This is a genomic window from Pedobacter sp. GSP4, from assembly GCF_051857575.1.
Classification (GTDB): domain Bacteria; phylum Bacteroidota; class Bacteroidia; order Sphingobacteriales; family Sphingobacteriaceae; genus Pedobacter.
Genome location: NZ_JBPZIR010000004.1, coordinates 162955 through 187944, shown reverse-complemented (window position 1 = coordinate 187944; position 24990 = coordinate 162955). Strand labels below are relative to the sequence as shown.

Here is a 24990-nt window from a genome sequence, read left to right as displayed (position 1 = left end):
GTAATTTTAAACTTTGCTTACCAATGAACCAATGGCCAATGAACTATTGAACAATCCATCTTCCATTATACCTCCTACATCTTCCCTCCTACACACATTTCCTCACTTCCTTTTTTACCCTATATTTGCCAATGCTTAAAAAAGAACGTTATAAACTTTTTGTAGAACATTTTTCGGCCAAGCAGCCAGATGCAGAAACCGAATTGCATTACAATAACCCTTATCAGCTTTTAGTTGCCGTAATTCTCTCTGCCCAATGCACCGATAAAAGGGTTAATATAGTTACCCCTGCCCTGTTTCAGCGTTTTCCAAATGCCAAAGCGCTGGCAGAAGCTACACCCGATATTGTTTTCGATTACATCAGGAGCATCAGCTACCCTAATAACAAAGCCAAGCACCTGGTAGGTATGGCTAATATATTGCTTAATGAATTTAACGACGTGGTACCTTCGGGCATTGATGACTTACAGAAGATGCCCGGTGTTGGCCGTAAAACAGCCAATGTAATTGCATCGGTAATTTATAATGCACCTGCAATGGCTGTAGATACCCATGTTTTCCGTGTGGCCAACCGTTTGGGTTTAACCAATGGCAAAACGCCTTTAGCAGTAGAAAAAGACCTGGTTAAAAACCTGCCAGAACACGACATCCACATTGCCCACCATTGGCTCATTTTACACGGACGTTATGTTTGCGTGGCGAGGAGCCCAAAATGCGACATCTGCGAAATTACCTACATGTGCCGGTATTTTGAGCGCTTAACGGCACAGCAGGAAAGAGATAAATTAAAGGCTTAAAAATTATTTTCAATTTACTATTGACATTAGCCAAAAAACATTTAACTTAGCTAAATATTTTAGCATTATAAATATCAACATTTGATCATATTAGCCGATAATCGATTATATTTACGCCATCAATGAAAAAAGAAATGAGCACTGCAAATCCAGATAAATTAAAAGCCCTACAACTTACTTTAGATAAATTAGAGAAATCTTACGGTAAAGGCACCATCATGAAACTTGGCGATTCTGCCATTGAGCCGATAGATTTTATTTCTACAGGATCAATCAGTTTAGATATTGCCTTAGGCATTGGCGGTATTCCAAAAGGCCGCGTAATCGAAATTTACGGTCCAGAATCTTCTGGTAAAACTACATTGGCTACACACATTATTGCCGAAGCACAGAAAAAAGGCGGTATTGCTGCTTTCATCGATGCGGAACATGCCTTTGATCAGTTCTACGCCAAGAAATTGGGTGTAGATACCGATAACCTTTTAATCTCTCAGCCAGATAATGGTGAGCAGGCATTAGAAATTGCAGATAACCTGATCCGTTCAGGCGCTATAGATGTAATCGTTATTGACTCTGTGGCAGCCTTGGTTCCTAAAAGCGAAATTGAAGGCGAAATGGGCGATAGTAAAATGGGCTTACATGCCCGTTTAATGAGCCAGGCCTTACGTAAATTAACCGGAACAATTGCCAAAACTGGATGCTGCTGTATCTTTATCAACCAGTTGCGCGATAAGATCGGTGTAATGTTTGGCAACCCTGAAACCACTACGGGTGGTAATGCCTTGAAGTTTTATGCATCAGTACGTTTAGATATTCGTCGTATTTCGCAGATTAAAGATTCTGATGAAGTTTCGGGTAACCGCGTTAAAGTCAAAATCGTTAAAAATAAAGTTGCCCCTCCTTTCCGTATTGCAGAGTTTGATGTTATGTTCGGTGAGGGTATTTCTAAAAATGGTGAGATCATCGATTTAGGTGTCGATTTTGGCATCATTAAAAAAGCGGGTTCTTGGTTCTCTTACGGAGATACCAAACTTGGTCAAGGTAGAGACGCCGTAAAACAATTGTTAAGCGATAATCCTGAACTGGCCGAAGAATTAGAAATTAAAATTAAAGCCGAAGTAACCGGCGAGAAGTTAGCAGAGAAATAAGCCAATTTTAAATTTAAAAATATCATAAAAAATGCCTTGTTAAAAATTTAACAAGGCATTTTTTATGGTTTTGAAACTTAACCAAGTTTAGTTCTGGCTAAAAATAGCATTAAAATCTTTCGTTACATATACAATAACCAATAAGGCTGCAACCACCAAAGCACCCAGAATAATTACGCCCCAACTCCCCTTTAGTTTATTCTTATCATTTCTAATCAGCCAATACAGTAATCCAATTAGCGGTATTGCACAAACAATCCAAAATATTAACGATGCTCCAGTCATATAGTTTTATTAGTCCGAAGTCAGAGGTCCGAAGTCGGAAGATTTAATTGGCAATTTAAATTACCCTTCTTAATTATGCTATTCTTATTTAACCATAAAGATACAAAGTCAGTTGGCAGTCTGCAGTTCCTATTGAACAAATGGCTAATGAACGAATGAACTAACACTCCCCTTAAAACTCCATCCGCGCCATCGGCGAAACATCCTGCCCAACAAAATCCTGTTTCAAATATTTTTGATAGCCTGCAATCGCAATCATACCTGCATTATCGGTACAATACTGAAAAGCAGGTATATAAACATTCCAGCCTAATTCTTCAGCAGTTTGCTGTAGGCTATTTCTTAAACCTGAGTTTGCCGAAACGCCACCCGCAATGGCAATCTCTTTAATGTTATACTGTTTAGCTGCCTTTTTTACCTTATTCAACAAAATCTGAATAATGCTGTGCTGAACAGAGGCGCAAATATCATCAAGATGATCGGCGATAAAATTAGGGTTTTCCTTCTCCTGCTTCCTGATAAAGTATAAAATCGAAGTTTTAAAACCGCTGAAACTAAAATTCAGGTCGGCAATCTGCGGTTCAGCAAATTTAAAAGCAAGCGGGTTGCCAAGTTTCGCATGTTTATCAATCAAGGGGCCTCCCGGATATGGCAATGCCAACAGCTTGGCCGTTTTATCAAAGGCTTCGCCGGCTGCATCATCCAAGGTTTCGCCCACAATTTCCATATCGAAATAATCTTTAACCAGTACAATCTGCGTATGTCCGCCAGAAACCGTTAAGCACAAGAAAGGAAAACTCGGCTTAGGATCATCAATAAAGTGCGCCAATATATGCGCATGCATGTGATTTACAGAAATTAACGGTACATTTAAGGCTAATGCAAAAGACTTTGCAAAAGAAACACCAACCAGCAGCGAGCCCAAAAGGCCTGGGCCACGGGTAAAAGCAACGGCATTAATGTCCTGTTTTGTAACCTTGGCATCAATTAAAGCCTGTTGTACGGCAGGCACAATATTTTGTTGATGTACCCTTGAAGCCAATTCAGGAATTACACCACCATAATTTTGATGAATTGTTTGGTTTGCAATAACATTGGCAGTAATTTTGCCGTTGTTACAAATAGCAACAGACGTATCATCGCAAGAGGACTCGATAGCAAGTATAACAGACAAATTATTAATATTTAAGCTGCAAAATTATTAAAAAACTATTTAAAATACTCCTTTGGGTAATCGCATCAATAATTTTGCTGCTGGCGCTTGTTATTTTTTCTCTGCAATTTAAGTCTGTTCAAACTTATTTTGCTCAGAAAGCCGCCGCATACCTATCAAAAGAGCTTAAAACTACCGTATCCATTAAAAGTCTTTACATCAAACCTTTTAAATCTATCGTTCTCGAAGATTTACTGGTTATCGATCTTCAAAAAGATACTTTACTCAGTACGCCCCAGTTTATGGTCGATATTAACCAATTATCGATTGATAAAAGGATTATTGATATCAGCACCGTTCAAATTAACAATGGCCGTTTTTTCCTAAAGGATTTCAAAGATAAGTCTTCTAACCTCGATTTCATCATCAACTATTTTGATTCTGGTAAACCTACTGTAAAGAAAAAGAAAAGCAAGCCTTATGATATTAAACTGGGCCGCATTATATTGAACAAATTTGCTTTCAGGTACAAAAATTTCGGAGCAAAGGATACCATCCAGGGCAAAAGCGTAAATTTTGAGAATGTTGACGTAAAACAGCTGAGCGGAATTTTTGAAGGCTTTGACACTAAAGGCCACTTGATTAAAACCAATATCAAAAATTTAACCTTTAAAGAAAGAAGCGGCTTTTACCTTAAAAACCTAACAGCTGAGACCACAATCGACAGCAATGCGATTGAGCTTAAAAACCTTTTGCTCGAAACCAACCAGAGCCGTTTAACCGATTACTACCAGATGCGGTTTAAAAGTTATAAAGACTTTAACCACTATGTTGATAATGTGCGGATGAAGGCAGTTTTTAAGGATAGCCATATTACTTCACGAGATGTAGCCTTTTTTGCACCCGAACTCAGTACCATGAAACTCGATCTGGATGTAGACGGGCAGATTACAGGTCTGGTTAACAACCTTAAAGCTAAAAAGCTGGCCATTAGAACCGGAAAAGCTACACACATTAAGGGCGATTTCATTATCAAAGGCCTGCCTAAATGGAAAGAAACCTTTATGGACCTGAATATCGAAATGGCCGGAACGAACAAAACCGACCTGGATGAGGTACTGGGAGGCATTACCAACAGTAAAAAGAAAATTGTTCCGGCAATTGTAAATAAATTCGGCAATATTAACTTCAATGGCAGCTTTACCGGATTCCAGAACGACTTTATTGCCTATGGGGAATTTAAAACCAAACTGGGCCGCATTGTTTCTGATGTGAACATGAAAATCGATAAAAACGATATTCCATCTTATACCGGAAACGTAAAATCGTACGATTTTAACCTCGGCAACCTGATCGATGAAAAAAGCCTCGGCCGCATCAGCTCATCGCTGTATGTAAAAGGCCGCGGCACTGAACTGAAGCAGTTAACTGAAAAAATTAACGGCGATGTGGATTATATCGACTTTAACAATTACCGCTACCGCAATGTTAAAATTGATGGAACCTTTGATAAAAAGTATTTTGATGGCAAGTTGAGCATCAATGACAGAAATGTTAAACTTGTTTTTGATGGCGGTGTTAACCTTAATCCCAAGCTGCCTGTATTTAACTTTAACGCAACCATTTCTAAAGCACGTTTAAAAGCCCTAAAACTTTTAAAAGATTCGCTGATGGTGGATGCAAAGTTTACCACTAATTTTTCGGGCACCAACCTCAATAACATTTCGGGGAAATGGCTGATCCAAGAAATTAAGCTGCAAAATCCTAAGGGCACCTACAGTGTAGATTCGGTACAGTTAATGGCCAACGGAACCGGCGCTAACCGCGTGCTCGATATCCGGTCGGATATATTAGACGCCAGCATTAAGGGCGAGTACGATCTAAACTCGATTGTATCGTATTACAAAGCCATTGCCAAAACTTATATCCCATCGTTAAAGGCCGATATTATTAAATACAAGAACCAGATTTTCAAGTTTAACCTGGCCATTAAAAGGTTTGAGCCCATAGCGAAGATTTTTATACCTGGACTGGAACTGGAAGAAGGAGCCACTATAAACGGCGATTTCGATTCGCGGAACAATACCGCTGCCCTTACCGGCTTCGTAAAAAAACTAACCTACAACGGCATTGTGGTAAACAACATTATCTTGGATGAGAATACCACGCCGCAGCAGCTCCAACTAATTGTTACTTCCGACCGGGTGCAGTTAAACGACAGTTTGTTTATTAAGGATGTAAACGTTTCGAACATCCTGCGCAACGACAGTTTGGCCTTCAACGTTAAAATGTCGAACTCGGACGAAGCCAACCAGCTCGATCTGAACGGCTTGGTAGAGTTTACAAAAAACCAGGATACTACGGCCCGCTTAAGTGTACTCCCATCTATACTAAAGATTAACAGTGAAGAATGGCGCATACAGGAGAAAGTGCGTATTGTGCTTAACAACGGCAAAACACAGATCAGCAATTTCGATTTAACAAATGGCGCACAGCAACTTACCATTGATGGACTAATTTCTGAAGATCCCAAAGATCTGATTACTGTCGGCTTTAAAGATTTTAACCTTAAAACGCTCAATCCTTTTACCAAAGGGATGGGCATTAAACTGGGTGGAAATGCCAATGGCAAAACCAATTTATTTGGGGTGTTAAAAGCGCCGAGGGTTAATGATGATATTAAAATAGATTCGCTCAACTTTAACGATATCTACATCGGAACCTTAAGCGATACTTCATCGTTTAACAATGCTACCAACAAAATAAATGTATTTACCCGCATTGTTGCCCAAGATGCAGAAACCTTTAAGCTTACCGGAAACCTTGATCTTAAAGAGAAGGAAATAGACCTTGCGGTTAAGATGGATGAAAGCAAGCTGACCATTTTAGAGCCTTTTGTAAAACAGCTGGTTTCGAATTTAAAAGGGAATATCTCGGCTGATTTAACAGTGAAGGGAAAATTTAATAAACCTCAGATCAACGGCACCTTGGCTTTGGATAAAGGCCAGCTGATGGTGAACTACCTTAAAACCACTTATATAATAACCGATGAAGTAACGGTAACCAATAGTGTGATTGATTTGGAAGACTTTAAACTGAGCGACCTTGAAGGCCACGAAGCCACCGCTACCGGCACGGTTGATTTGAATGACATTAACTACCCTACGTTGAATGTAAAGGTAAACGCGAACAGTTTAATGGCCTTAAACACTACCGCGAAAGACAATTCGATATATTATGGCCGCGCTTATGGTACTGGGGTATTTAGTTTTACCGGACCAACCAACAAAATGAAGATTGATATTAAGGCCAAAACCGAGAAAGGTACGGTGTTTAATCTTCCATTAAATAGCTCAGAAACCATATCTGATAAGGATTTTATCAATTTTGTAAGCAGAGATTCTACTGTACTGGTAAAGAAAACCACCAATTTTGATGGATTGACACTTAGCTTCAAATTAACCATTGATCCGAACACCACGGCCAATATTTATACTACCCTGGGCAATTTAAGTGGCAAAGGTAATGCAGAACTGAACCTCAACATCAATAGTTTTGGCGATTTCGAAATGTCGGGCGATTACATTATTGAGACCGGAAGTTTTGATTTTACGGCCCAAGAGGTGATTAACAAAAAATTTGAGATCAGGCAGGGCGGTACCATCCGCTGGACAGGCAATCCTACTGCTGCGCAGATAAATTTAAAAGCGGTATATGCTTTAAGGGCGAGTTTAAACGACCTTTACAAAGCCGCCAACCGCGATGCCAGTAGCAATGCCAACCAAAGGGTAAATACGGAAGTAGAAATGGGCTTAACTGGCTTACTTTTAAAACCGGATATTAAGCTCGATATTAATTTCCCGGCACAGCCATCTATTAAAGAAGAGTTGCAAACCTATTTTAGTGACCAGAATAACCTAAATTTACAGGCCTTCAGTTTAATTATCAGAAGAAGTTTTGCACCTGGGAATGGTGGCGAATCGATTGGTAACCAATTGAGTTCTACAGCAACCAGTACGGCCACAGAGCTGGTATTTAACCAATTTAACAATGTACTTTCTTCGCTGAATCTAAACTTTGTCGATTTGAACGTACGCTCGTTAAGCGAAGCGAATGCCTCATTTAAATTCTTTAACGACCGTTTGGTGATTAACGCCGGTATTGTAGACCGTAATAGTGTGAATGATTTCACCATCATCGATTTTTCTAAAGATAATGTAGGACGTGAGGTTGAGGCCGTTTTCTTGATTAAGAAAGACGGTAGCTTAACGGTTAAGGCGGCCAATAAACCACCAACCCAGCAAAGTATATTCTTAAACAGTGGGATCAGTCCTACGGCTAATGTAACTTCTTTTGGTTTGGTTTATACCCAGCAGTTTGATACGTTTAAAGAGTTTATTCAAAAAATATCGGGTTCTTACCGCCGTAACCTAAAAAGAAAACAGGCTGAAAAACCCTTTAAAAACAATAAATCGATTAGTAAAGAAGCCATTATTAACCAGAGCAAAGGAAACCAAAGAAGGTAAGGTTTTGGTTTATTGGTCATTGGTTCATTGGTCATTGGTAATTGGTATTGGTTATTGGTAATGCAAAGCCTACTGGTGTCTGCGCTTGTTGTAACGGTTGCGCTTGCGAACGTTTCTAACGAGTGCATTAATAGCCATACGATTCTATCGTAAATTGGCAAACAGTATTTCGAATAAGTCGTGTCTATTAGATCCTGAAACAAGTTCAGGATGACGAGCGCGGAGAGGGATGACAGTCCACAAGAGCCAAAACAAAAAAGCCAGTGATTGAACATCAATTCAATCACTGGCTTTTATTTATTATTTATTAGCCGTTCGCATTTGGCTTGGTAAATTCCCCACACCTAATGCCCAACTTCAAACTAAATACTATCCTTTCATAATGGAGTGTCCCATTTTATCCCTTTTGGTTGTTAAATAACGTTCGTTGTGTACGTTACTCGCAATCTCTATCGGAATATTTTCAATTACCTCTAAACCGTAACCGATTAAACCTGCCCTTTTGGTCGGATTGTTACTCATTAAACGCATTTTGGTTACACCTTCCGATCTTAAAATCTGGGCACCTACACCATAATCGCGTTCATCGCCTTTAAAACCCAATTTAATATTGGCCTCTACGGTATCAAAACCAGCATCCTGTAAATTGTACGAACGTAGTTTGTTGATCAGTCCGATGCCTCTGCCCTCTTGGTTCATGTACACTACAATTCCCTTGCCTTCTTTTTCAATCATCTCCAGGGCCTTATGTAACTGTGGACCGCAATCGCAACGGCACGAACCAAAAATATCTCCGGTTACGCACGAGCTGTGCACACGGGCCAGAATTGGCTCATCAGCACCCCAGGTACCTTTAGAAATGGCCAAGTGGGTAGCATTGTTATCTAACTGCGTATAGGCTGTCATTTTAAAATCGCCCCAAGCCGTAGGTAAATCAATGCTTACTTCCTGTTTAATCAGGCTATCGAGCGTTAAGCGGTAAGCAATTAAATCTTCTATCGAAATAATTTTCAACTGGTGCTGCTCAGCAATTTTGAATAAATCCGGAAGTCGGGCCATTTCGCCATCTTCCTTCAAGATCTCTACCAATAAACCAGCAGGTTTCATACCAGCCAAACGCGCTAAATCTACCGCAGCTTCTGTATGACCTGCACGTCGGATTACACCACCATCTTTAGCAATTAAGGGAAAAATGTGTCCCGGTCTGCCCAACTCTTCAGGGTCAGTTTTAGGATCAACCAGTGCAAGCATGGTTTTAGAACGGTCGCTTGCCGAGATACCGGTGGTACAGCCGTGGCCAACCAAATCAACCGAAACGGTGAAATTGGTTTCGTAAGCTGCCGTATTTTTACCTACCATCAAGTTTAGGTTCAGTTCTTTGCAGCGCTCTTCTGTTAGCGGAGCACAGATTAAACCACGGCCATAAGTAGCCATAAAATTAATTACCTCTGGTGTTGCGTTTTCGGCAGCAGTTAAAAAATCGCCTTCGTTTTCTCTATTCTCATCGTCTACAACAATAATCACTTTACCAGCTTTTATATCGGCGATAGCTTCTTCTATTGTGTTTAATTTCGTTTGCATTTTATCTAGCATTATGGGGAAAACCCTGCGGAGTGTATTCAAAACCACCTTATTTGCCGCAGCAATAACCCGTACAAATGTACAACCTTATTGAGCAATATTTGGATTAAAATATCATCTGTAAGTAAAGGAAACAGGGCCTATTTTTCCTTCTTTTTAAACAGTTTAACCACGAACTGCTTGTAATAATTTAAATCGAACAGGGCCGAATCAACCGTAGCTTTATAGGTTAAAAAGGCAGCCAATGGCGACAAAACAATTACGGCAATCCACATGCCAAATATAGGGTTAAGGTTACCTTCCCTGGCCGATTTCTCGGCAACAGTGGTAATGATGTGGTATACAAGGAAAAAGGAAATAGCTACTACCACAGGTAAGCCCATACCACCCTTGCGGATAATGGCACCTAGAGGGGCGCCGATAAAGAACAGCAGAATACAGGATGCTGCCAGGGTAAACTTGCGTTGGTACTCGATGGTGGTAAAAATAATTTCACCTTTTAAATCGGTTTGCCTTGGCGCCCAGGTAGGCACATGCTGCATAATATTGGCCACTACATTGGTAGCATTTTCTAAGGCCAGTTTGCGCGATCCGTTAGGGATGCTCTTCAATATTACATCATCTATTTCGGAAGGAACAGCTTTAACCTTAGTATAACCTTTTGTTACATTAAACTGCCTGAAATTATTGGTGAGGTTGGCAATGGTGCGCATTTGAAGCGTATCCATCTGTTTGTTCAGCGAATCGCGCTTGCGTACAATCCCCTTTAAATTGAGCATTGGCGTACTGTTACCAAAAGCATTCGGATCGGTAGAATTGGTTTCGAACGATGACATGTCGAAACGCGGAGAGGTTTCTTTAAACCTTCTGCGCGAGAACACCTGACGCGGGTTGTACATGCCATTGCTACTAGCCTGTTCTTCGTACTGCACACCGTTTTTAAGGTTGAGCACCAAAAATTTACCGTCGGATGTTTTGCTCATTTTCCCTTCTTTGGCCAAGATTACCTTCGGTATGCCGTTGCTTTCTTTATGATCGTAAATCATGATATTGTGCAGCGTGCCGTCTTCTTCTTTTGAATCGACACGGATGGCATAACCCGGTATGGCATTGTTAAAAACACCAGGCTTGATTAAAAAGGAAAGTTTTTTATTGCGGATATCGTACAACAAAGAACCAAATTTCAAATTGGCCTTGGGCAGCATGTAATTCGAAAACAGAAAGGAAGCTACGGTAAGTATCAGGATCACCACAAAGAGCGGACGCATGGCTTTCTGCAGCGAAATACCGGCCGATTTAATGGCCACCAGCTCGTAATTTTCGCCCAGCGTACCAAAAGTCATGATGGAAGATAGCAGCACCGATAAGGGCAGTGCCATAGAAACATTGGCCGCAGAGGCATAGTACATCAACTCCAAAATGGTATACCATTCGAAGCCTTTACCGATGAGATCATCAATCCATTTAAATAGAAAAAACATCAACAGGATAAACATCATAACAAAAAAAGTTGCTATGAATGGCTTCACAAATGCTTTTACTAATAGAAGATGTAGTTTTTTCACCTTACAAAGGTAAACAATGCGGAGATAATATTATGCACCCAAAACACTTATCAGATAATCGATCTGGTTATCCCAGATTAATTTTTTCTCTGCAAGTAGCTCATCGGTGGTAAAATCGGTAATCGAGAGCGCTACATCATTGGTTAGTTCATCCTGTACGATTTCCATCTCAAAATAACATTGAGGTTCATCATCCAGCCATTTAAATTTAACCAGTTTATTTTCTTTAACGGAAACAAGTTTCGCCTTTTGCTGCTCATCGTCCCAGGTAAAAGTATACACCTGGTCGCGGAAATTCACATCATCAGCAAACCATTGAGATAAGCCGTTAGGCTCACTAATAAAACTATACAATATTCTTGGCGACGATCTAACTTCGTACTCTAGTGTAAATTTTTTCTTTTCTGCCATGTTAGTACACTACCAGGATAATTTCCGGACTATTTTTTAATATTATTTTTCTAAAGAAAGGTAATTTATTCTATATCTGCAACACTTATCATTTTTATTGGTTCGGTAGGTTGTTGCATTGGTTCAATAGCCATTCGTTCACTGGTAACTACCTGCCTTTTTGGTTAGTTGGTTAACTGTTTCCAAACTCCCAGCTTGGTCATTGGTTCATTGGTCATTCGTTCATTCGTAACTACAAACTGCCCATTACAAACTGGTTAATTGGTTAACTGTTTCCATGCTCCAAACTCTAAACTCCAAGCTCCAAACTGGCTAATCGGTTAACTGTTTCCAAGCTCCCAACTCTAAACTCCAAGCTCCAAGCTGGTTAAGCGGTTAACTGTTTAAATTGGTTAACTGTTTCCAAACTCCAAGCTGGCTAATCGGTTAAGTGAAGGCTCAGAATTATTTACAAGCAGGAGACCTTTGTCATTCTGAGCGCAGCGAAGAATCTAATCAAGATAAATACCTTTGGATAACTGCCTCCAATTCGCTCGCCAAATGCGATCTGCCAAACACCCTACACACATCTTATAAATGTTCTTTCGCATCAACTGCACCTTCGGGAGACTAGATGGGAATTGGTTATTGACTGAATTGGCCTGCTCCATAGCCCCATTTTAACACCAACACAGCCCCTATTCTACCGCCAAAACCCTTTTTACCAGTCACCAAAAACAATCAAATTCCCTGATGGTTAATGCCTTAAAGTATTTTTTACATTTATTTTTATTAGATTGTATATTTATCCTATATTTGCAGCTCTTAAAAATAACCACAACGGTATTTACGTTATTTAGTAAATATTAACCCGGCGGGGTAGCTCAGATGGTTAGAGCGCAGGATTCATAACCCTGAGGTCGGCAGTTCGATCCTGCTCCCCGCTACCGAATCGGCAAAAGAGGCATAATCCAGAGATAATTCTGGTATGCCTCTTTTCTTTTTACTGATAAGTTGCTGAAAATAAGCTATATACAAAAACACTAAATTTATTTCAGTGGTTCGAACTTTATCATTTTTCTTATCATAACTCATACCACTAGGGAACAGTAATGTTTGGAGTTGTTGCTTAGTATGGTAATCACCAGAAAGCCAGTTTAAAGGTAGCTGAGTGGCATATTCTATAGCCAACCTAACGCATTTTAAAAGGTTCGAACTTTTATTAGACAGGATGAGCAAATTCCGCTCAATTTCTCTTTTTTCGTCCGAATATTTCTCATGGTACTTTGTGTAAAGTTCCTGACTTATATCTTCTTCAATATATCTTTCCTCTAATCGCTCCACCTTCTTCTTCACTTCTCTGTGGCTGTTCTCCAACTCTAAAAGATCCGCTTGCTTATTTTGAGTCAACTGGTTAAATGTTGCAGCAACCTGCTCAACCAATAGTTCTATATATTCCTTGGCAATGTCAATTTTAAAGAAATCAAGTATGTCTGCAAATCTGGAATTAAGAGAATCAGCATTTTTGTTATTACAGCAAGCTTTGGTTTTGCATTTATAATAATGTATATTCTTTTTGCGTGCGAGGTAGCCACTCAACGGCTTCCCGCATTCGGCACATACCATAAAGCGCTTCAAAGGAATGTGCACATTTTCTTCATTTAGTGAAAAACCATGGGGAATCTTATCTAGCATACCGTTAACCTTTAAGAAAAGTTCCCTGCTAATTAATTTCTCGTGATTGCCCACAACCACTTGTCCCTCCAACATATTGTGCACCATCAAGCCACAATAGAATGGATTTCTAAAGATTTCTGAGATACGCTGATGAATCAATTTTAGTCCTTTAGCCGCCAACCTATCGCGAATTACCTCATTTGACACATTTTCATAAGCTTTCCATTCAAAGGCCTGACGAATGAGCCTTCCCTTCCCATTTATAACAATCTGCCTTTTGTTCTTCGATCTGTCAATCTCAAATCCTAAAGGAGGATTAGTCGGCCAATCACCACGCAGTAACATCTCTTTTATACCAGCACTACATTTTTGCTTTCTCAATTGATTGTCAAACTCGCCAAACAGGAACAACAACTTTTGTTGCATCTGACCCGAAGCACTCGAGGTATCAATAGGTTGTGTTACGGAAATTATTTCTATACCTAAGCGCCTCAATTCTCCGCTAAGCCAGATTGAGTTGTCATTTCTTGAAAACCTCTCCAGACTATACACTAAGATAGAAGATATTTTTCCTTTGAATTTTTTCACGAAAGAAAGCATGGCGGTAAATTGCTTTCTCTCATCGTTCTCAGCGCTTTCGTAGGTTCCCCCAAACTGAGCGGCAATATTAAACCCAAATTTCTCTGCGTATAGCATACATGCCTTCAATTGGGTTCCCAGGCTTAAATTATCAGCCTGTTCTTTACTACTAACCCTTGTATAGATAACGCATTCCAAGCTTTTGGAAACTTTTTTATTTTGTTTCCCTTTTGCAAATGAGTCGAAAAAAAAGATGTCTGACATAAATAATACTTCTTTTTATTACACTATAAGATACTAATAATCAATTAATTTATCAAGTTTTTTGATCCTTTTTTTCACTTGCATTAAAAATGATTATAGACATTTTTTTGATAGTAAGGATCACATCCTTAGCCTGCTGCTCGGTAAAATGTGAAAACATTTGCTTTGAAAGCACCTCTTCGATCGTTAGATCATGCTGGCGCACAATAGTTTCTATATTTAAATCAAACTCCATATCCATGACGTTTATTTTGAGTAACAAATATTTTTCGAACGGTATTCTGAAGAATAACAGGATTGGATAATCACATTTAATTACGCTCCTGTTAGAAATAGATGCAAATAGGCATAACCTGGGGTGCATCTATCATTAATGTACTCGCATTTTGAGATGAGCACATGAGTCTCCTGTTAATAATTTATCTTTGCAAATCTGAATGATCTATTGCCAAAGATTCAATTACGCCATCGCGGATTACCTCAAATCCCGCTACACTATCTGTATTGTATATCGCGACTGTTTTTGGTGGCCAAAGTTTCGGGTCGTTTGTTTTATCCCAGTCAATCCCAATGCCTGATGGATAATAATCCCAGTTTTCCCAGGCTCTCTCTTTAATTAAAAGTCCGTCGTAACCCAGTACCCTTGTAAGATATTCATTACGGTTACCTTCCCAGTCCATCCCATAGCAGAGCAGATCAGCAACCTTGTAAAAATCAGAGAGCTGGTCATCGTGCCGGTGATTTAGGTATCGCTCGGAAACTCCTGCGCACAGCAAAATACTCCGGACGCGAGATGCGTCCAGAGCTTTGTCAGCATCCAAAATGCTGGCATCCTTGCTGAGTGTTATCTTATAGATTTTGGCATATCCAAGATTATCAAACCCCGATTCACCTTTCAATCTTGACTTCTGGAGTACGAGATGGCTAAAAAGGCAGGCGGCGTCCTCACTTATTGAAGTATAAAATGCATTTCCGAGAGTGAGAGCGTTCCAGCCAACTCCTTTACCGGACTGGATGTTTATTTTCCCACCGTCCAGTCCAAGCGAACCATGATAAAGTGCCAGCAATTCTGGGTTTATTTCCTTTACTTTCAAACTCCAAATTCCGTCTTTAGGTCTATCGGGTAGTTAGCTGTTAGCACCTCCGTCTTGCTTTTCTGCTTTCCTCCTTTTGCATTAACGGAAACCTGTTGCTTTACCGACCATTGATGCCAGCCATGTTCTTTGGCATATTTTTCCAATATTGGAGATGGGTAGGAAGAGAGCAAAAACTTGCCTTTTATTCCGGCCAGTAAAAAAAGAAGGGCTTCAAAATCCCCTTCAGAATAACCGTCATAGTGACCACAGTCAGAGTTGTAGTAGGGCGGATCACAGTAAAAGAAACTATCTGCGGTATCGCGGCTTGCGATGATGTAAAGCGCATCTGCGCATTCTATCTGGCAGTTCTGGAGCCTGATAGCCATTTCTTCAACAAATCCTTCTTTCTTGGAATTTATTTTTTTTGTTGTGGTATTACCTGATTTATCATATCCCCAACTGCTGTCAAGCTGCGAAGAAAAGCTCTGTGATGAAGTCAACCAGACTGCCCATGCCCTTTTTACCTCCGAAAACATATCCGGATTGTTATAGATCACCGAAGCCTTTCTGTGCAGATCCCTGGAATGAAGAGAGATCCTGATCTCCTTTTCTAGTGAAGTAAAATCCTCCTTCGCTACCCTATAAAAATTCATCAGTTCTTTATTGGTATCATTAATTACCTCAACCTTTGATTGTTCTTTAGCAAAGAATACCGCCGCGCCACCAATAAAAGGCTCACAATAAAGCACATGCGGCGGAATTACCGAAACAATGCGCCTGGCTAATTTTTGCTTACCCCCATAATAGCTTATGGGGGTTCTTAATTTTAGTTTGGTCATAAATTCTAATACAAGTCGTCAATGCTTAAATCAACTTTTTCACCCTCAATCATTACCGACACCCTGCACTTGATATCGGGCGTAGCCATACTTTCTACCTGAAAGCGCTTGCCGTTTAAGTTATATAGCAGGTGATCTTCCTTAAGATCAAGGGTAACCCATCCGCTTGCGCGGATGCGGTCTATCTTAGCTAAAAGCTTTCTCATTTTTTCTTTGCTGTTACAAAAGATTATCTTCCTATTTCCTCGCTTTGGGAGGTATCACCATCCCGCTGGTTTTCCCATGGAAACCGCTCTTCTGTATTGCTGGCATCGATTTCGCTTTTTTGGGAAGTTCTTTGCTCAGCCGAGGCCGTGCTTTCTTTTTGCTCTTCTTTTTTAGGAAAGATTTCATCCTGGCGGATAATGGCCATGTTCTTATCATAAACATCAAGTCCCTTAAACTGGGGATTCGCGGTTACCATTACAGCAACGGCTTTCTTACCCACCATCATCTCGGCCGGTGCCAGATGGCCACTTCTCAGCATTTTCATCATACCATCCTTTCCAAGTTCAGTAAGACCCTTGAACGGATATTTGTCTATGGCATCAGATAGCTCAAACTTGAATTCGGGGTAGAATTTTTTCAGGGGATGATTCCCGTAGGCATCCTGAACATCAAGGTTGAGCTTAAACCAAACCTTTTTCTTTTCCGAACCCTCACTGTTTTCCAATTTGGTGTAAACATCCCGTTCAAGTGAGTTCCCAGAGAGTAGTTTATAGGCCTGTAGCACCGTAATCCGGTTGTCCCTTTCCAGATCAAAGATTTGTCTGATAGGCAAGGCACTTCCGGCCTTATTCAGAGTTACCTCATAATCGTTCAGAAAATACATATCGCTCTGCTTGGAGCGGTTGAAATTCAGCATGAACCTGACCTGATCGGAACCAATTGCAGGATTCTTTTTGGCGTTGGCAGATGTGTAGCTTTGCGTAACTCCGAGGGTAAAAGCAGGGAGTTCCCTGGAAATTGCTGATTCAAGAACATCGTTAAGTTTTGTTCCAAAGCCCAGATAATCCAGGCTCTTTTTTAGATAATCCAAATTTTGTTCATTCATAAGAATATATTATTAATTAATCAAAATAGGCTAAGCTGTCGCTCAGGCTGGGGAGGGCTATAGCCATTTTCCCGGGCGAGGTGTTCGCCAAGGGAGATTGCCAGTTCCTCGATGGACGCATATCCGCAATCCTTTAAAAAAGCAGAAAAGAGAAAATGTGACCGGTAGCCGGTACCGGATATAATATTGGAATCTGAGCGAAACTCCAGGTGTACAACGGTTGGCTCTTTTTCATCATTTCTTTTGCTGGGCCAGTTGTACACATAATTGACATTGACATCGAATCCAAATACCCGGATATCGAGACTTATATCCTGTTTGAAAATTTCTGGAATCATGGGAATGGATTTTACCGGATTTGCAAAGGCCTTAGATTAGTCCTAAATCCGGTGATCTTACAAAACCTATTAAGTGAAAAGAGTGATTCCGCACATGAAAATTCGCATGACTTAAAAGTGAAAATCACATGATGGGATAAAACCAGAAAAGTTGCGTCAAATCCTTTCAGCCATAGCGAAATCTTACAGGTTAATACGATTGCAGGCAGATCATCTCCGAATACAGTCACGAATTTCGCATTGGGGAATACCAAGCTGATGCGTATTATACCTTCCGGAAGAGCAAGAAAACCAAACGTTGCCAGCGCGGCATCCCGAAATTTGACTGAGGTAGCATCCGACAGAACTTTTAGACAATCCCTTTTTTCATAAAAAAGATAAACGGTACGGATACATATCTCTGGCAGCCCGTAAGGAATCAGGTATGCGAAACCATCGCACATAACCCATTCTCTGTCCATATTTATCTAGATATGCCATGACTATAGCCGCGGCTATACTCGTTTTTGAACTCATCGAGTTCTCTCTGCTGCAACATCTCGTCTGAAATTGCGCCATCGTTTTTTTTCAATTCCAGGAATGCTGATTCAAAGCCTAGTGAAAAGGGAGTCTGATGAATACTTGAATCCATTATGGGAGCGAGATCTTTTAATAAAAAACCCGCGGCTTTACCGTCTTTCAAAAAAGTTAAGATAAGTGCTGTACGGCTGGCTACGATCCCCTTGGGCTCACTGGCCCTATGTTGAATCATCGTCCCATCGATTAGCTGCACAATGCGTCCTAGGGCAAAATCCTTACTTTTCTTTACATCTAGTTTCTCTCCGTTGATCTGAAATGGAACCTCTACCCCTTTTGGATCATAGGAAATGAACTCCCTGGTTTCACTATCATATTCAAATACGATAGTCCTATTCGTGCCATCAGGAAAATTAATGGGTTTTGCAATATTCTTAACCTCTCCTGCGACCAGCGCATCAGCTTCAACATCCAATAAATCCGGAGACAGTTTCGGCTCCTTGTAAATAGGATGCAATTTTATCTCGTGGAGACTATCTTCATCCAGGTTTAAGGATAGCTTAGCATCCAGGCTATCAATAGCAAAAGCCTCGCTGACCAGATTCTTTAGGTTCACTAAAGAAGTTCTCCTGCCCGAAAGAAGTGCAGCAATGTCTGTGTCGTCCAATAAGTACCTGGTCCCGTCGTATAGCCCTAGCCTGGATAGCTCTGCAACGGGCAGGGCCTCCTCGATAATTATATTTTTCATAAATTCGTTTTATCTGTTTAAATCAAGATGTGATTGGTTCACAGCTTCGCCAATCTGGTTAGTGTGCTTATCATTTTGAAACTCAGCACCCATTTCGCGTTTGAGATATAAAAGCGCTGCGTAGAGTTTATCTTCCCGGCCCAATGTAAATGCATTGCCGTTCAGGCTTTCATGCATCTTCAGCCTTCCCTGTTTTAAATGGCCTAGAACCTCATAGACCGATCCGTTATATGGAATCTTATCTCCCGTGGTGAGATACCCAGAAGCTTTTCCGGGAGCAGGCTGCATCGCATTCAGGGAAACCTTTTCATTGGTAATCTCCTGCTTTCTTTCTATATCCATGATATAGCCAAGAATACGCTCGGCATCCATGGAAGCAGAAAAGATCTCAAAAGGATTGTTCTCCAGAATCGATATCCAGCTTTCCACATAGGCATAATGCTGTCCCGGGTCATGGCCTATACCAAGTTCCTGTCCAATAAGCATCGAAGCGATTTCTGCCCTGAGCTCCTCCCTGGCATAGCTCGCATCCCCAAAGCCTTTACCCATGTCTCGGTTCAACTGGTCTGGATGCCCCGTCCAGTGTCCCAGTTCGTGGAGCAGTGTAGCATAATATTTGTGGCTTTCAGAAAACCAGTCCTTGTAGGGAAGCGTAATAGCATCCCTTTTTGGGTCATAAAAGGCATTTGCGGAATATTGGTGAAAAATTACTGCGCCTGAGGAGGCAATGAGATTCTCTGCCCGCTCAACCGGTGCCCACTTGGTGCCTGGCTTTTCTCTTTCCAGTTTGGGCATGCCCTCGATCTGCGCGGCATTAAACACGTAAGCATTGCGAACAATGGCATGGGGAAGTTCCCTTGTTTCCTTTATGGGCTTTCCGAGCTCATCATGCATAACCTTTCCTGAAGCGTCGCGCCTGGTTCGCTCATCACTTGTTTTAACGAACTGGATGAGCATGGATTTCTCTCCCTTTCTCACCTGCATTCCGCTTTCCTCTGCCTGCCTGTAGGTCATCCATCTTGGATCTTCCCTACCTGCCATCAAAAGTGATAGGGCATTGATTCCCTTATATCTATTGCCGCTCTGAAAATTGTAAGGCATTAGAAGAGGCATGCCCGCTGAATCCCATGGAATCTGCCAGGGTGCGGTTCCGGCGCGGAGTGCCTCAATTACTTTCTCGGCAACCTGAACGTGCAGGGGTTTATGAACATCTTTTTTATCCATCTTGCTCTTCCTCCGTATCCGCAAAACCAATTCCGTAAACCCAGGCCTCGTCCTGATTCAGTTCCACTTCCTCTACCATGGCGAGTAGTTCCAGTTTTTGCCTTAGGGTCAAATAGGCTGAATTTTCCATAAAATTTATTTGATTAATTTTGGCTACTTTATAGTAGCGAAGAATAAAGTTTACAGGATCGATGTAGACTCCCCCGATGCGCAAACTAAAGTGCAGGTGTTCGCCAGTCACCCTACCGGTAGATCCCGTAACCGCTATAACTTCCCCAGAACGGACTTCCTCGCCCTTTCGAACCAGAATAATGGAGAGGTGGCCATATATGCTTTCAAGGCCTGAATGATCAATCCTTATAAATTTTCCCAGAATTGGATTAAAGCCTACGCCGGATACCTTTCCGGTAAGAAAAGAAAATACAGGCTCATTTCTTGCGTGAAGATCAATGCCACGATGGAAATCCGCAAAATGGGTAATAGGATGTATCCTTTTACCAAAAGCGCTATTTACCTTTATTGAATTCAAAGGCAAGGAGATTTGGGAGTAGCAGGATAGAGAAGAGCAAACAAAAATGAGAAGTACGCCTGCCAAAAGCCTAACGCTCAAAAGAAACCGCTTCGCTGACATTTATATTGTGATTTCGTGAAATATAGTCCTCCAGGGAAATCATGCTCCTTTTCATCACCTCTGGATTTTCGACAGCAATCTTCATCGCAGCAGAGATGTGACCATAATCTGAATACTCCTGTTTCATATTAATATCGAGCAAGTCTTTAAAAGTACCGGCATCCATATCCTTTACCCCAGTCATAATATCCTGATAAAGCTCCCTTTTATCCTTTAGCACAAGGAGGGCATCTGAGGAATACCTGCCAAGTGGGCCACCACCAAAGCCGACGCTAATGTTATCTTTTTGAAGATCCGCTATTGCAATTACACCTATCTGACCCTGTCTGGAAACAGGATCTGTTGTCAGCTGGGGATGTACCACCACAAGCCGGCCGGTTAATTCTTCCATAAAAATTGATTTTAAGATTGAAAAAAAATAGTTTGTTTATCTCTTCATTCCGCCTGCCATGGAGGCTTTGGGACTTTCCCCATTTTTTGGGACGGCAGCCTCGGTTCTGAATTTTTTAACCAATACCTGTATTTCATCATTTATGCGCATGAAGTTTTTACGGAGAATCTCATCCTTTTTTCCTGCGAAATCATAATACAACGGCATATCAGGGTAAGCTTTTTCCTCTGTAGCTAATGCCTCCATATCAAGATTCACCCTGCAGTTGATCGCCGAGGTATCAAATTTTCCGGTATATTCTTCTACCGCATCCGCTGCAAGCATACCAACGAGCTCTCCGGCCTTCAATGATGCGATCTTACCTGCAGGAATCAGCGATTCTAGTTTTTCCGAGAGCGACACCGATGTCTTGGTTCTATCAATGGACAAGCTCTCTGACTGTTGCTTAACTTTCCCAAAAAGCCGCTCCAGCCATTCGAGCGTTTCCTTGTTCCTTACCGAGCCAGAAAGTACATTCCCTACTACCGAGGTAATGGTGGTTGCGGTATCCTTTCCATATTGCTGCTGAAACTGTGGAAGCTCCTGGAGTCCCATGAGAACCGCTACCTTATTTGATCTGGCAGTGGCAATTAGATTTTCAATGCGGTGCACAAATAAGGTTGGCAGCTCATCGATAATCAAGGCCGAGGGCCGGTTTCCTTTAGAGTTGATAAGCCTGGTCAGCCTGTTGAGCACCACAGAATAGCAGGCGGAATTGATATTCTGTGTATTGGGGTCATTGGCAAGGACTAATATAGAGGGCTCCGCCCGGGATGAAATCTTTAAGTTGAAATCATCCGCGGAAAAAACCCAGAACGTCTCTTTAGTAGCTAAGCGGGAGATGAATACCTTTAGCGTTCCTATCTGCCCCTCTAGCTGGTTGAAAGCTTTAGCCTGCCATGCAGTGGCAAATGGAGAAAGTAAGCTCCCAAGCTCAGGATTGGAAAATAGCACCGAAAAAATCTGCTCATAACTGCAGTTCAAAAATGAAAGTACGTGCGGAAAAGTAGAATACTTCCCTCCCTGGTACTGAGAAAAGAAATAAATGCAGGAAGAAAGAAAATTTACCGCACTCTGGGTAAAGAACTGATCGCTACCACCGGATTTATCCCCTTTTTTCAAGGCTTCAACCAGGGCTTCCGCTGTTTCGCCAGCATCGGCGAGCGTTACTATGTAATCTGGTCTTAATACATTTATCCTCCTGCTTCGCTCTACCTGGGTTAAGTTGATGACATGAAAATCAAAGCCTGAGAGCCTGCCCTGCTTTTTACCCAGCAGATAATGGTAATAGGCGATCTGACCCAGGTCGGGAAACTTAAAGTCATAACAGCAGATACAGAATTCCTTAAAGATAAGCTGCCGGATAAAGGGCATAACAATGCCAAAACTCTTGCCCGAGCCCGGGGTCCCGATCAAAAGCGTTCCGCGAAAGATGTTCTCTATGTTAATGAAGCCCGAATGTACTTTCTTGCGGTAATAAAAAAGTGAGGGGATGGTAACTGCAAATGGTCCGTTTACAGGCTTTCTTGCCTGCATAAAGGATTCTTCTTCGGTATTCCACTTATCCTTACCTAAAGAAGAGCTGATAATCTTGGAAACATTATCCATCGCTAGGTGCACCAGGATCGTACCTATCAACAATAAAAAGATATACCCGATATCCTGCCAGCTGGTCAGATAAAAAACCGCAGTCCCCTTTTCACCAAAAAAAAAGATACTGGCCGCCATTAAGACTAATCCCAACACGAGCGGATAAATGATCGCTGTTTTAGCATCAAGATCTTTTTCTTTTTTGCTCAGTGTCCCGATTGAAACCAGCGAGATAAGCAACAACGAGAAAAACCGGCTATAGAGCGGGTGCTGGTAAATAATAATCCGTGACATGCGCACTAGAAACCTGGCGAGCCCGATTTTCTCTGCACCTAAATCAGTTAACAGCTTAGTTGCATAGACAAACATGAGCACATCTAGCAAAAGGGCTAGATAAATGGCAAACTGAAGGAAGCGGTGCAGGCTCTGTTGTTCCTTGCTTTCTTCCATAATGAAACATTAAAAGGTGTCGGCGTTTAGGATATCGGAGTAACTTAATGAAGCGCGAAGATTTCTTCCGGAAATCTGCTTTTCCGATAATTCAATACTGAATTCCTTGTCACCGGGAAAGGTGGTTTTTTTAATGAAATAAATATTACGATAGGATTTCGAAAATCTTTCAAAGGGATAAAGCTGAAAAACCGGCTTTAATTCTATGGACTGGACATTGGTAGATTTATTGATCTTTCTGTCCGCTATCTTAAACCTGAGCTCGTCGACATCAAAGGTGAGATTTGTCGAGTTATGGAAGCTCAGGTCAAGAAGGATGCAATCGCCAAGGGTATAAACCCGGTTTACCACCAGTGATATCCCGAAAGCTGATTCTTTTTTAATTCGGGAATCCCCTCTGCGCTTTAGCAGGGAAAGCGCATTGCTCTTCATTTCGTTCTGTGATAATCCTATCCCCGAAATATCAATGGATCTCATATAGGTTGGCAGGATATCGATTTGTGTGGAAACCAGCTCGGGACTAGCAGGCGATAAAAAGGAGAGTCTGTATTGTGCAATAAAGGTTTCTCCGACAATGGTAACCAGGCCAGCATCGCCGCTGGAGAAAAGAGCGGCAACAGAGTCTGGAATCGCCTTGATCCTGAGAATGTTCTTTTCCGGAAGGTCACCAATCAGCGAACTGCTGGATAGGTCTACATAGGAAATTTTCTCTGGCGAGATGAAGTGGATAGAAACTGAACCCGATATTCCGATTACCGGAATATCGGCAACGGTAACTGAGTGTGGCACTTGCGCATAAAGGGCCAGTGAGCTCAGGAAAATTTGAGCTAGGAACAATATTTTTTTCATGAAATTCTAATAAGATTGTTGTTTTCTTTTAAGCTCATTGGGATCAATGAGATAAACCTGGGTATTGTATCTGACCTTGACCTTATTGGACCGGATCAACTTGTTTACCGCTGTTGTTGTAGACTGGAACATCTTGGAAAGCACCCCCATAACGAGTTGATTGTTGTTTTCTGCCATCTGCTGTATGGTAATCCCTTGCGTGCTTGAACTGCTCATGTCCCTGGTAAATTCGCGAAAGGCGGAAGATGGAACATAAATACCGGCCATTCCGTCGTTGTCATAAACCTGAAGATTTACCGGCAGAATTTCCCCGCCATGGAATACCGATGAGATCACCAAGGAAACCCTTTGGGCAGAGAAGCCTGAAATAGTTGCATAGAGGTAGGTGCCTTTAGGGATCATAAACTTGCCGGCCATGATATCATCAGTCAGCCTTATACGCAGGCGCGATCCGGAAAAGCCTGTAACATCCTGATCAATGATCGCAGAAATAGGGCGTTCGACATCTCCGGAAAGTATGGTATTGAAGCCAGCCGAAAATCCATGCGATCTTTTGACCGGAATGATCTTCTTGCTTTTGGCTTCTGCTTCGGCCAGTTTCAGAGCCCGTTCTTTTTCAATATTCTCCTTTACAGCGGGATCATTAGCTTTCCCCATACTGTCGACAAGAGCCATCTGTGCCCGAAAAAGCTGCATGGGATCGGATGGGTTTTTAGAGTTATCAACCTCCTTAGTTACCCTGTTCTCCTGCATTTTTATCTTCGACAGTGCCGAGGCGAGTGCGATGTCCTGCTCAGTTCTGGAAGGGTTCCGCGACTTTACAAAGCTCTGTCCTGCCGCAGAATATCCATGGTTTACATTTTCCGGTCTGCCTGGCAGACCATATTTTGCCTTCATTACCTGGTCAATGGAATCTAGCATATGCTTTTCCCTCAAATTGTAGGATGAGCTTATCTCTGCCAGCTGTTGGTTTTCTTCACCAATACTACCAACAGCAGTGTATCCATCGGCCTGCTTGAATTTATTTCTAAAGGCATCCAGCTTTCCCGAAAGCTCCTGGTTCCTCACCTGCTCGGAAACATTTGCCACGTTGGTCTGTAGCGAATCTCTTCCCAGGACTATTTTACCTTCTTTTCCAAAACTGCTTTTATAGACATAAAAGAAGAGAAAAAGAAAAGGCAGACAGATTATGGGAAGAGCGTACCTGGGCTTTTTTAAATCTATTTTTTTCATATAATTTA

Annotated in this window: 22 protein-coding genes and 1 tRNA gene; 4 read left to right on the top strand and 19 right to left on the bottom strand. The window is 41.5% G+C overall.

Going from position 1 to position 24990, the window contains the following annotated elements; genetic code table 11:
- Positions 1-131: 131 nt before the first annotated feature.
- Both nth and recA read left to right on the top strand, forming a co-directional pair.
- Positions 132-797, top strand: coding sequence for an endonuclease III (gene nth / locus ACS5PU_RS11720; RefSeq protein ID WP_439459351.1), 666 nt, complete (start codon positions 132-134; stop codon positions 795-797).
- Positions 798-931: 134 nt separating this feature from the next.
- Positions 932-1945: a recombinase RecA gene (gene recA, locus ACS5PU_RS11715; RefSeq protein WP_439459798.1), complete on the top strand. Its 1014-nt coding sequence runs from the start codon at positions 932-934 to the stop codon at positions 1943-1945.
- An 87-nt stretch (positions 1946-2032) separates the two neighbouring features.
- Here recA and ACS5PU_RS11710 read toward each other — a convergent pair whose 3' ends face one another.
- Positions 2033-2230, bottom strand: a complete 198-nt coding sequence (locus tag ACS5PU_RS11710) for a hypothetical protein (protein ID WP_439459350.1) — start codon at positions 2228-2230, stop codon at positions 2033-2035.
- A 172-nt stretch (positions 2231-2402) separates the two neighbouring features.
- A complete protein-coding gene (gene tsaD / locus ACS5PU_RS11705) occupies positions 2403-3404 on the bottom strand; it encodes a tRNA (adenosine(37)-N6)-threonylcarbamoyltransferase complex transferase subunit TsaD (RefSeq protein WP_439459349.1) in 1002 nt (333 codons plus the stop codon).
- Between the two features lie 74 nt (positions 3405-3478).
- Here tsaD and ACS5PU_RS11700 point away from each other — a divergent pair, with 74 nt between their 5' ends.
- A complete protein-coding gene (locus ACS5PU_RS11700; RefSeq protein ID WP_439459348.1) occupies positions 3479-7909 on the top strand; it encodes a translocation/assembly module TamB domain-containing protein in 4431 nt (1476 codons plus the stop codon).
- A gap of 369 nt (positions 7910-8278) precedes the next feature.
- On the opposite strand, the gene ACS5PU_RS11695 is transcribed toward ACS5PU_RS11700, so the two are convergent.
- The 3 genes from ACS5PU_RS11695 to ACS5PU_RS11685 all read right to left on the bottom strand — a co-directional run bounded on the left by ACS5PU_RS11695 (position 8279) and on the right by ACS5PU_RS11685 (position 11466).
- Positions 8279-9490, bottom strand: coding sequence for a bifunctional 3,4-dihydroxy-2-butanone-4-phosphate synthase/GTP cyclohydrolase II (locus tag ACS5PU_RS11695; protein ID WP_439459347.1), 1212 nt, complete (start codon positions 9488-9490; stop codon positions 8279-8281).
- A 140-nt stretch (positions 9491-9630) separates the two neighbouring features.
- Positions 9631-11055, bottom strand: coding sequence for an LptF/LptG family permease (locus ACS5PU_RS11690; protein ID WP_439459346.1), 1425 nt, complete (start codon positions 11053-11055; stop codon positions 9631-9633).
- A 30-nt stretch (positions 11056-11085) separates the two neighbouring features.
- Entirely contained in the window at positions 11086-11466 is a 381-nt protein-coding gene (locus ACS5PU_RS11685; RefSeq protein WP_147226470.1) for an START-like domain-containing protein, read from the bottom strand.
- A gap of 852 nt (positions 11467-12318) precedes the next feature.
- Here ACS5PU_RS11685 and ACS5PU_RS11680 point away from each other — a divergent pair.
- Positions 12319-12392: transfer RNA gene (locus ACS5PU_RS11680), tRNA-Met, on the top strand.
- Here the strand turns inward: ACS5PU_RS11680 and ACS5PU_RS11675 are convergent.
- The 14 genes from ACS5PU_RS11675 to traM all read right to left on the bottom strand — a co-directional run bounded on the left by ACS5PU_RS11675 (position 12352) and on the right by traM (position 24982).
- Positions 12352-13965 (bottom strand): recombinase family protein, encoded by a 1614-nt coding sequence (locus tag ACS5PU_RS11675; RefSeq protein WP_369817107.1) that lies wholly within the window; start codon positions 13963-13965, stop codon positions 12352-12354. The genes ACS5PU_RS11680 and ACS5PU_RS11675 overlap by 41 nt on opposite strands.
- A 52-nt stretch (positions 13966-14017) precedes the next feature.
- Positions 14018-14200, bottom strand: coding sequence for a hypothetical protein (locus tag ACS5PU_RS11670; protein WP_147273612.1), 183 nt, complete (start codon positions 14198-14200; stop codon positions 14018-14020).
- 184 nt (positions 14201-14384) lie between these two features.
- On the bottom strand, positions 14385-15059 hold the full coding sequence (locus tag ACS5PU_RS11665; protein WP_056095002.1) for a hypothetical protein: 675 nt from the start codon (positions 15057-15059) through the stop codon (positions 14385-14387).
- The gene (locus ACS5PU_RS11660; protein ID WP_056095006.1) at positions 15056-15880 is read right to left on the bottom strand and encodes a DNA adenine methylase; all 825 of its coding nucleotides are present in this window, start codon (positions 15878-15880) and stop codon (positions 15056-15058) included. The genes ACS5PU_RS11665 and ACS5PU_RS11660 overlap by 4 nt, the downstream gene beginning before the upstream one ends.
- Positions 15881-15885: 5 nt before the next feature.
- Positions 15886-16086 (bottom strand): hypothetical protein, encoded by a 201-nt coding sequence (locus ACS5PU_RS11655; RefSeq protein ID WP_056095008.1) that lies wholly within the window; start codon positions 16084-16086, stop codon positions 15886-15888.
- A 23-nt stretch (positions 16087-16109) separates the two neighbouring features.
- The gene (locus ACS5PU_RS11650) at positions 16110-16973 is read right to left on the bottom strand and encodes a hypothetical protein (RefSeq protein WP_056095011.1); all 864 of its coding nucleotides are present in this window, start codon (positions 16971-16973) and stop codon (positions 16110-16112) included.
- A 20-nt stretch (positions 16974-16993) separates the two neighbouring features.
- The gene (locus ACS5PU_RS11645) at positions 16994-17311 is read right to left on the bottom strand and encodes a hypothetical protein (protein ID WP_056095014.1); all 318 of its coding nucleotides are present in this window, start codon (positions 17309-17311) and stop codon (positions 16994-16996) included.
- 463 nt (positions 17312-17774) lie between these two features.
- On the bottom strand, positions 17775-18575 hold the full coding sequence (locus tag ACS5PU_RS11640) for a DUF4099 domain-containing protein (RefSeq protein WP_056095020.1): 801 nt from the start codon (positions 18573-18575) through the stop codon (positions 17775-17777).
- A 9-nt stretch (positions 18576-18584) separates the two neighbouring features.
- Complete coding sequence (locus ACS5PU_RS11635; protein WP_439459345.1) at positions 18585-19799, bottom strand: ArdC family protein; 1215 nt, start codon at positions 19797-19799, stop codon at positions 18585-18587.
- Complete coding sequence (locus ACS5PU_RS11630; protein ID WP_197413307.1) at positions 19792-20328, bottom strand: M23 family metallopeptidase; 537 nt, start codon at positions 20326-20328, stop codon at positions 19792-19794. Before ACS5PU_RS11630 ends, ACS5PU_RS11635 begins: the two co-directional genes overlap by 8 nt.
- A 70-nt stretch (positions 20329-20398) precedes the next feature.
- Positions 20399-20821: a hypothetical protein gene (locus ACS5PU_RS11625; RefSeq protein WP_056095029.1), complete on the bottom strand. Its 423-nt coding sequence runs from the start codon at positions 20819-20821 to the stop codon at positions 20399-20401.
- 36 nt (positions 20822-20857) lie between these two features.
- The gene (locus ACS5PU_RS11620) at positions 20858-22900 is read right to left on the bottom strand and encodes a type IV secretion system DNA-binding domain-containing protein (protein ID WP_056095033.1); all 2043 of its coding nucleotides are present in this window, start codon (positions 22898-22900) and stop codon (positions 20858-20860) included.
- 9 nt (positions 22901-22909) lie between these two features.
- Complete coding sequence (locus tag ACS5PU_RS11615) at positions 22910-23749, bottom strand: DUF4138 domain-containing protein (RefSeq protein ID WP_056095036.1); 840 nt, start codon at positions 23747-23749, stop codon at positions 22910-22912.
- 6 nt (positions 23750-23755) lie between these two features.
- Positions 23756-24982, bottom strand: a complete 1227-nt coding sequence (traM, locus tag ACS5PU_RS11610) for a conjugative transposon protein TraM (protein ID WP_056095039.1) — start codon at positions 24980-24982, stop codon at positions 23756-23758.
- Positions 24983-24990: the final 8 nt, after the last annotated feature.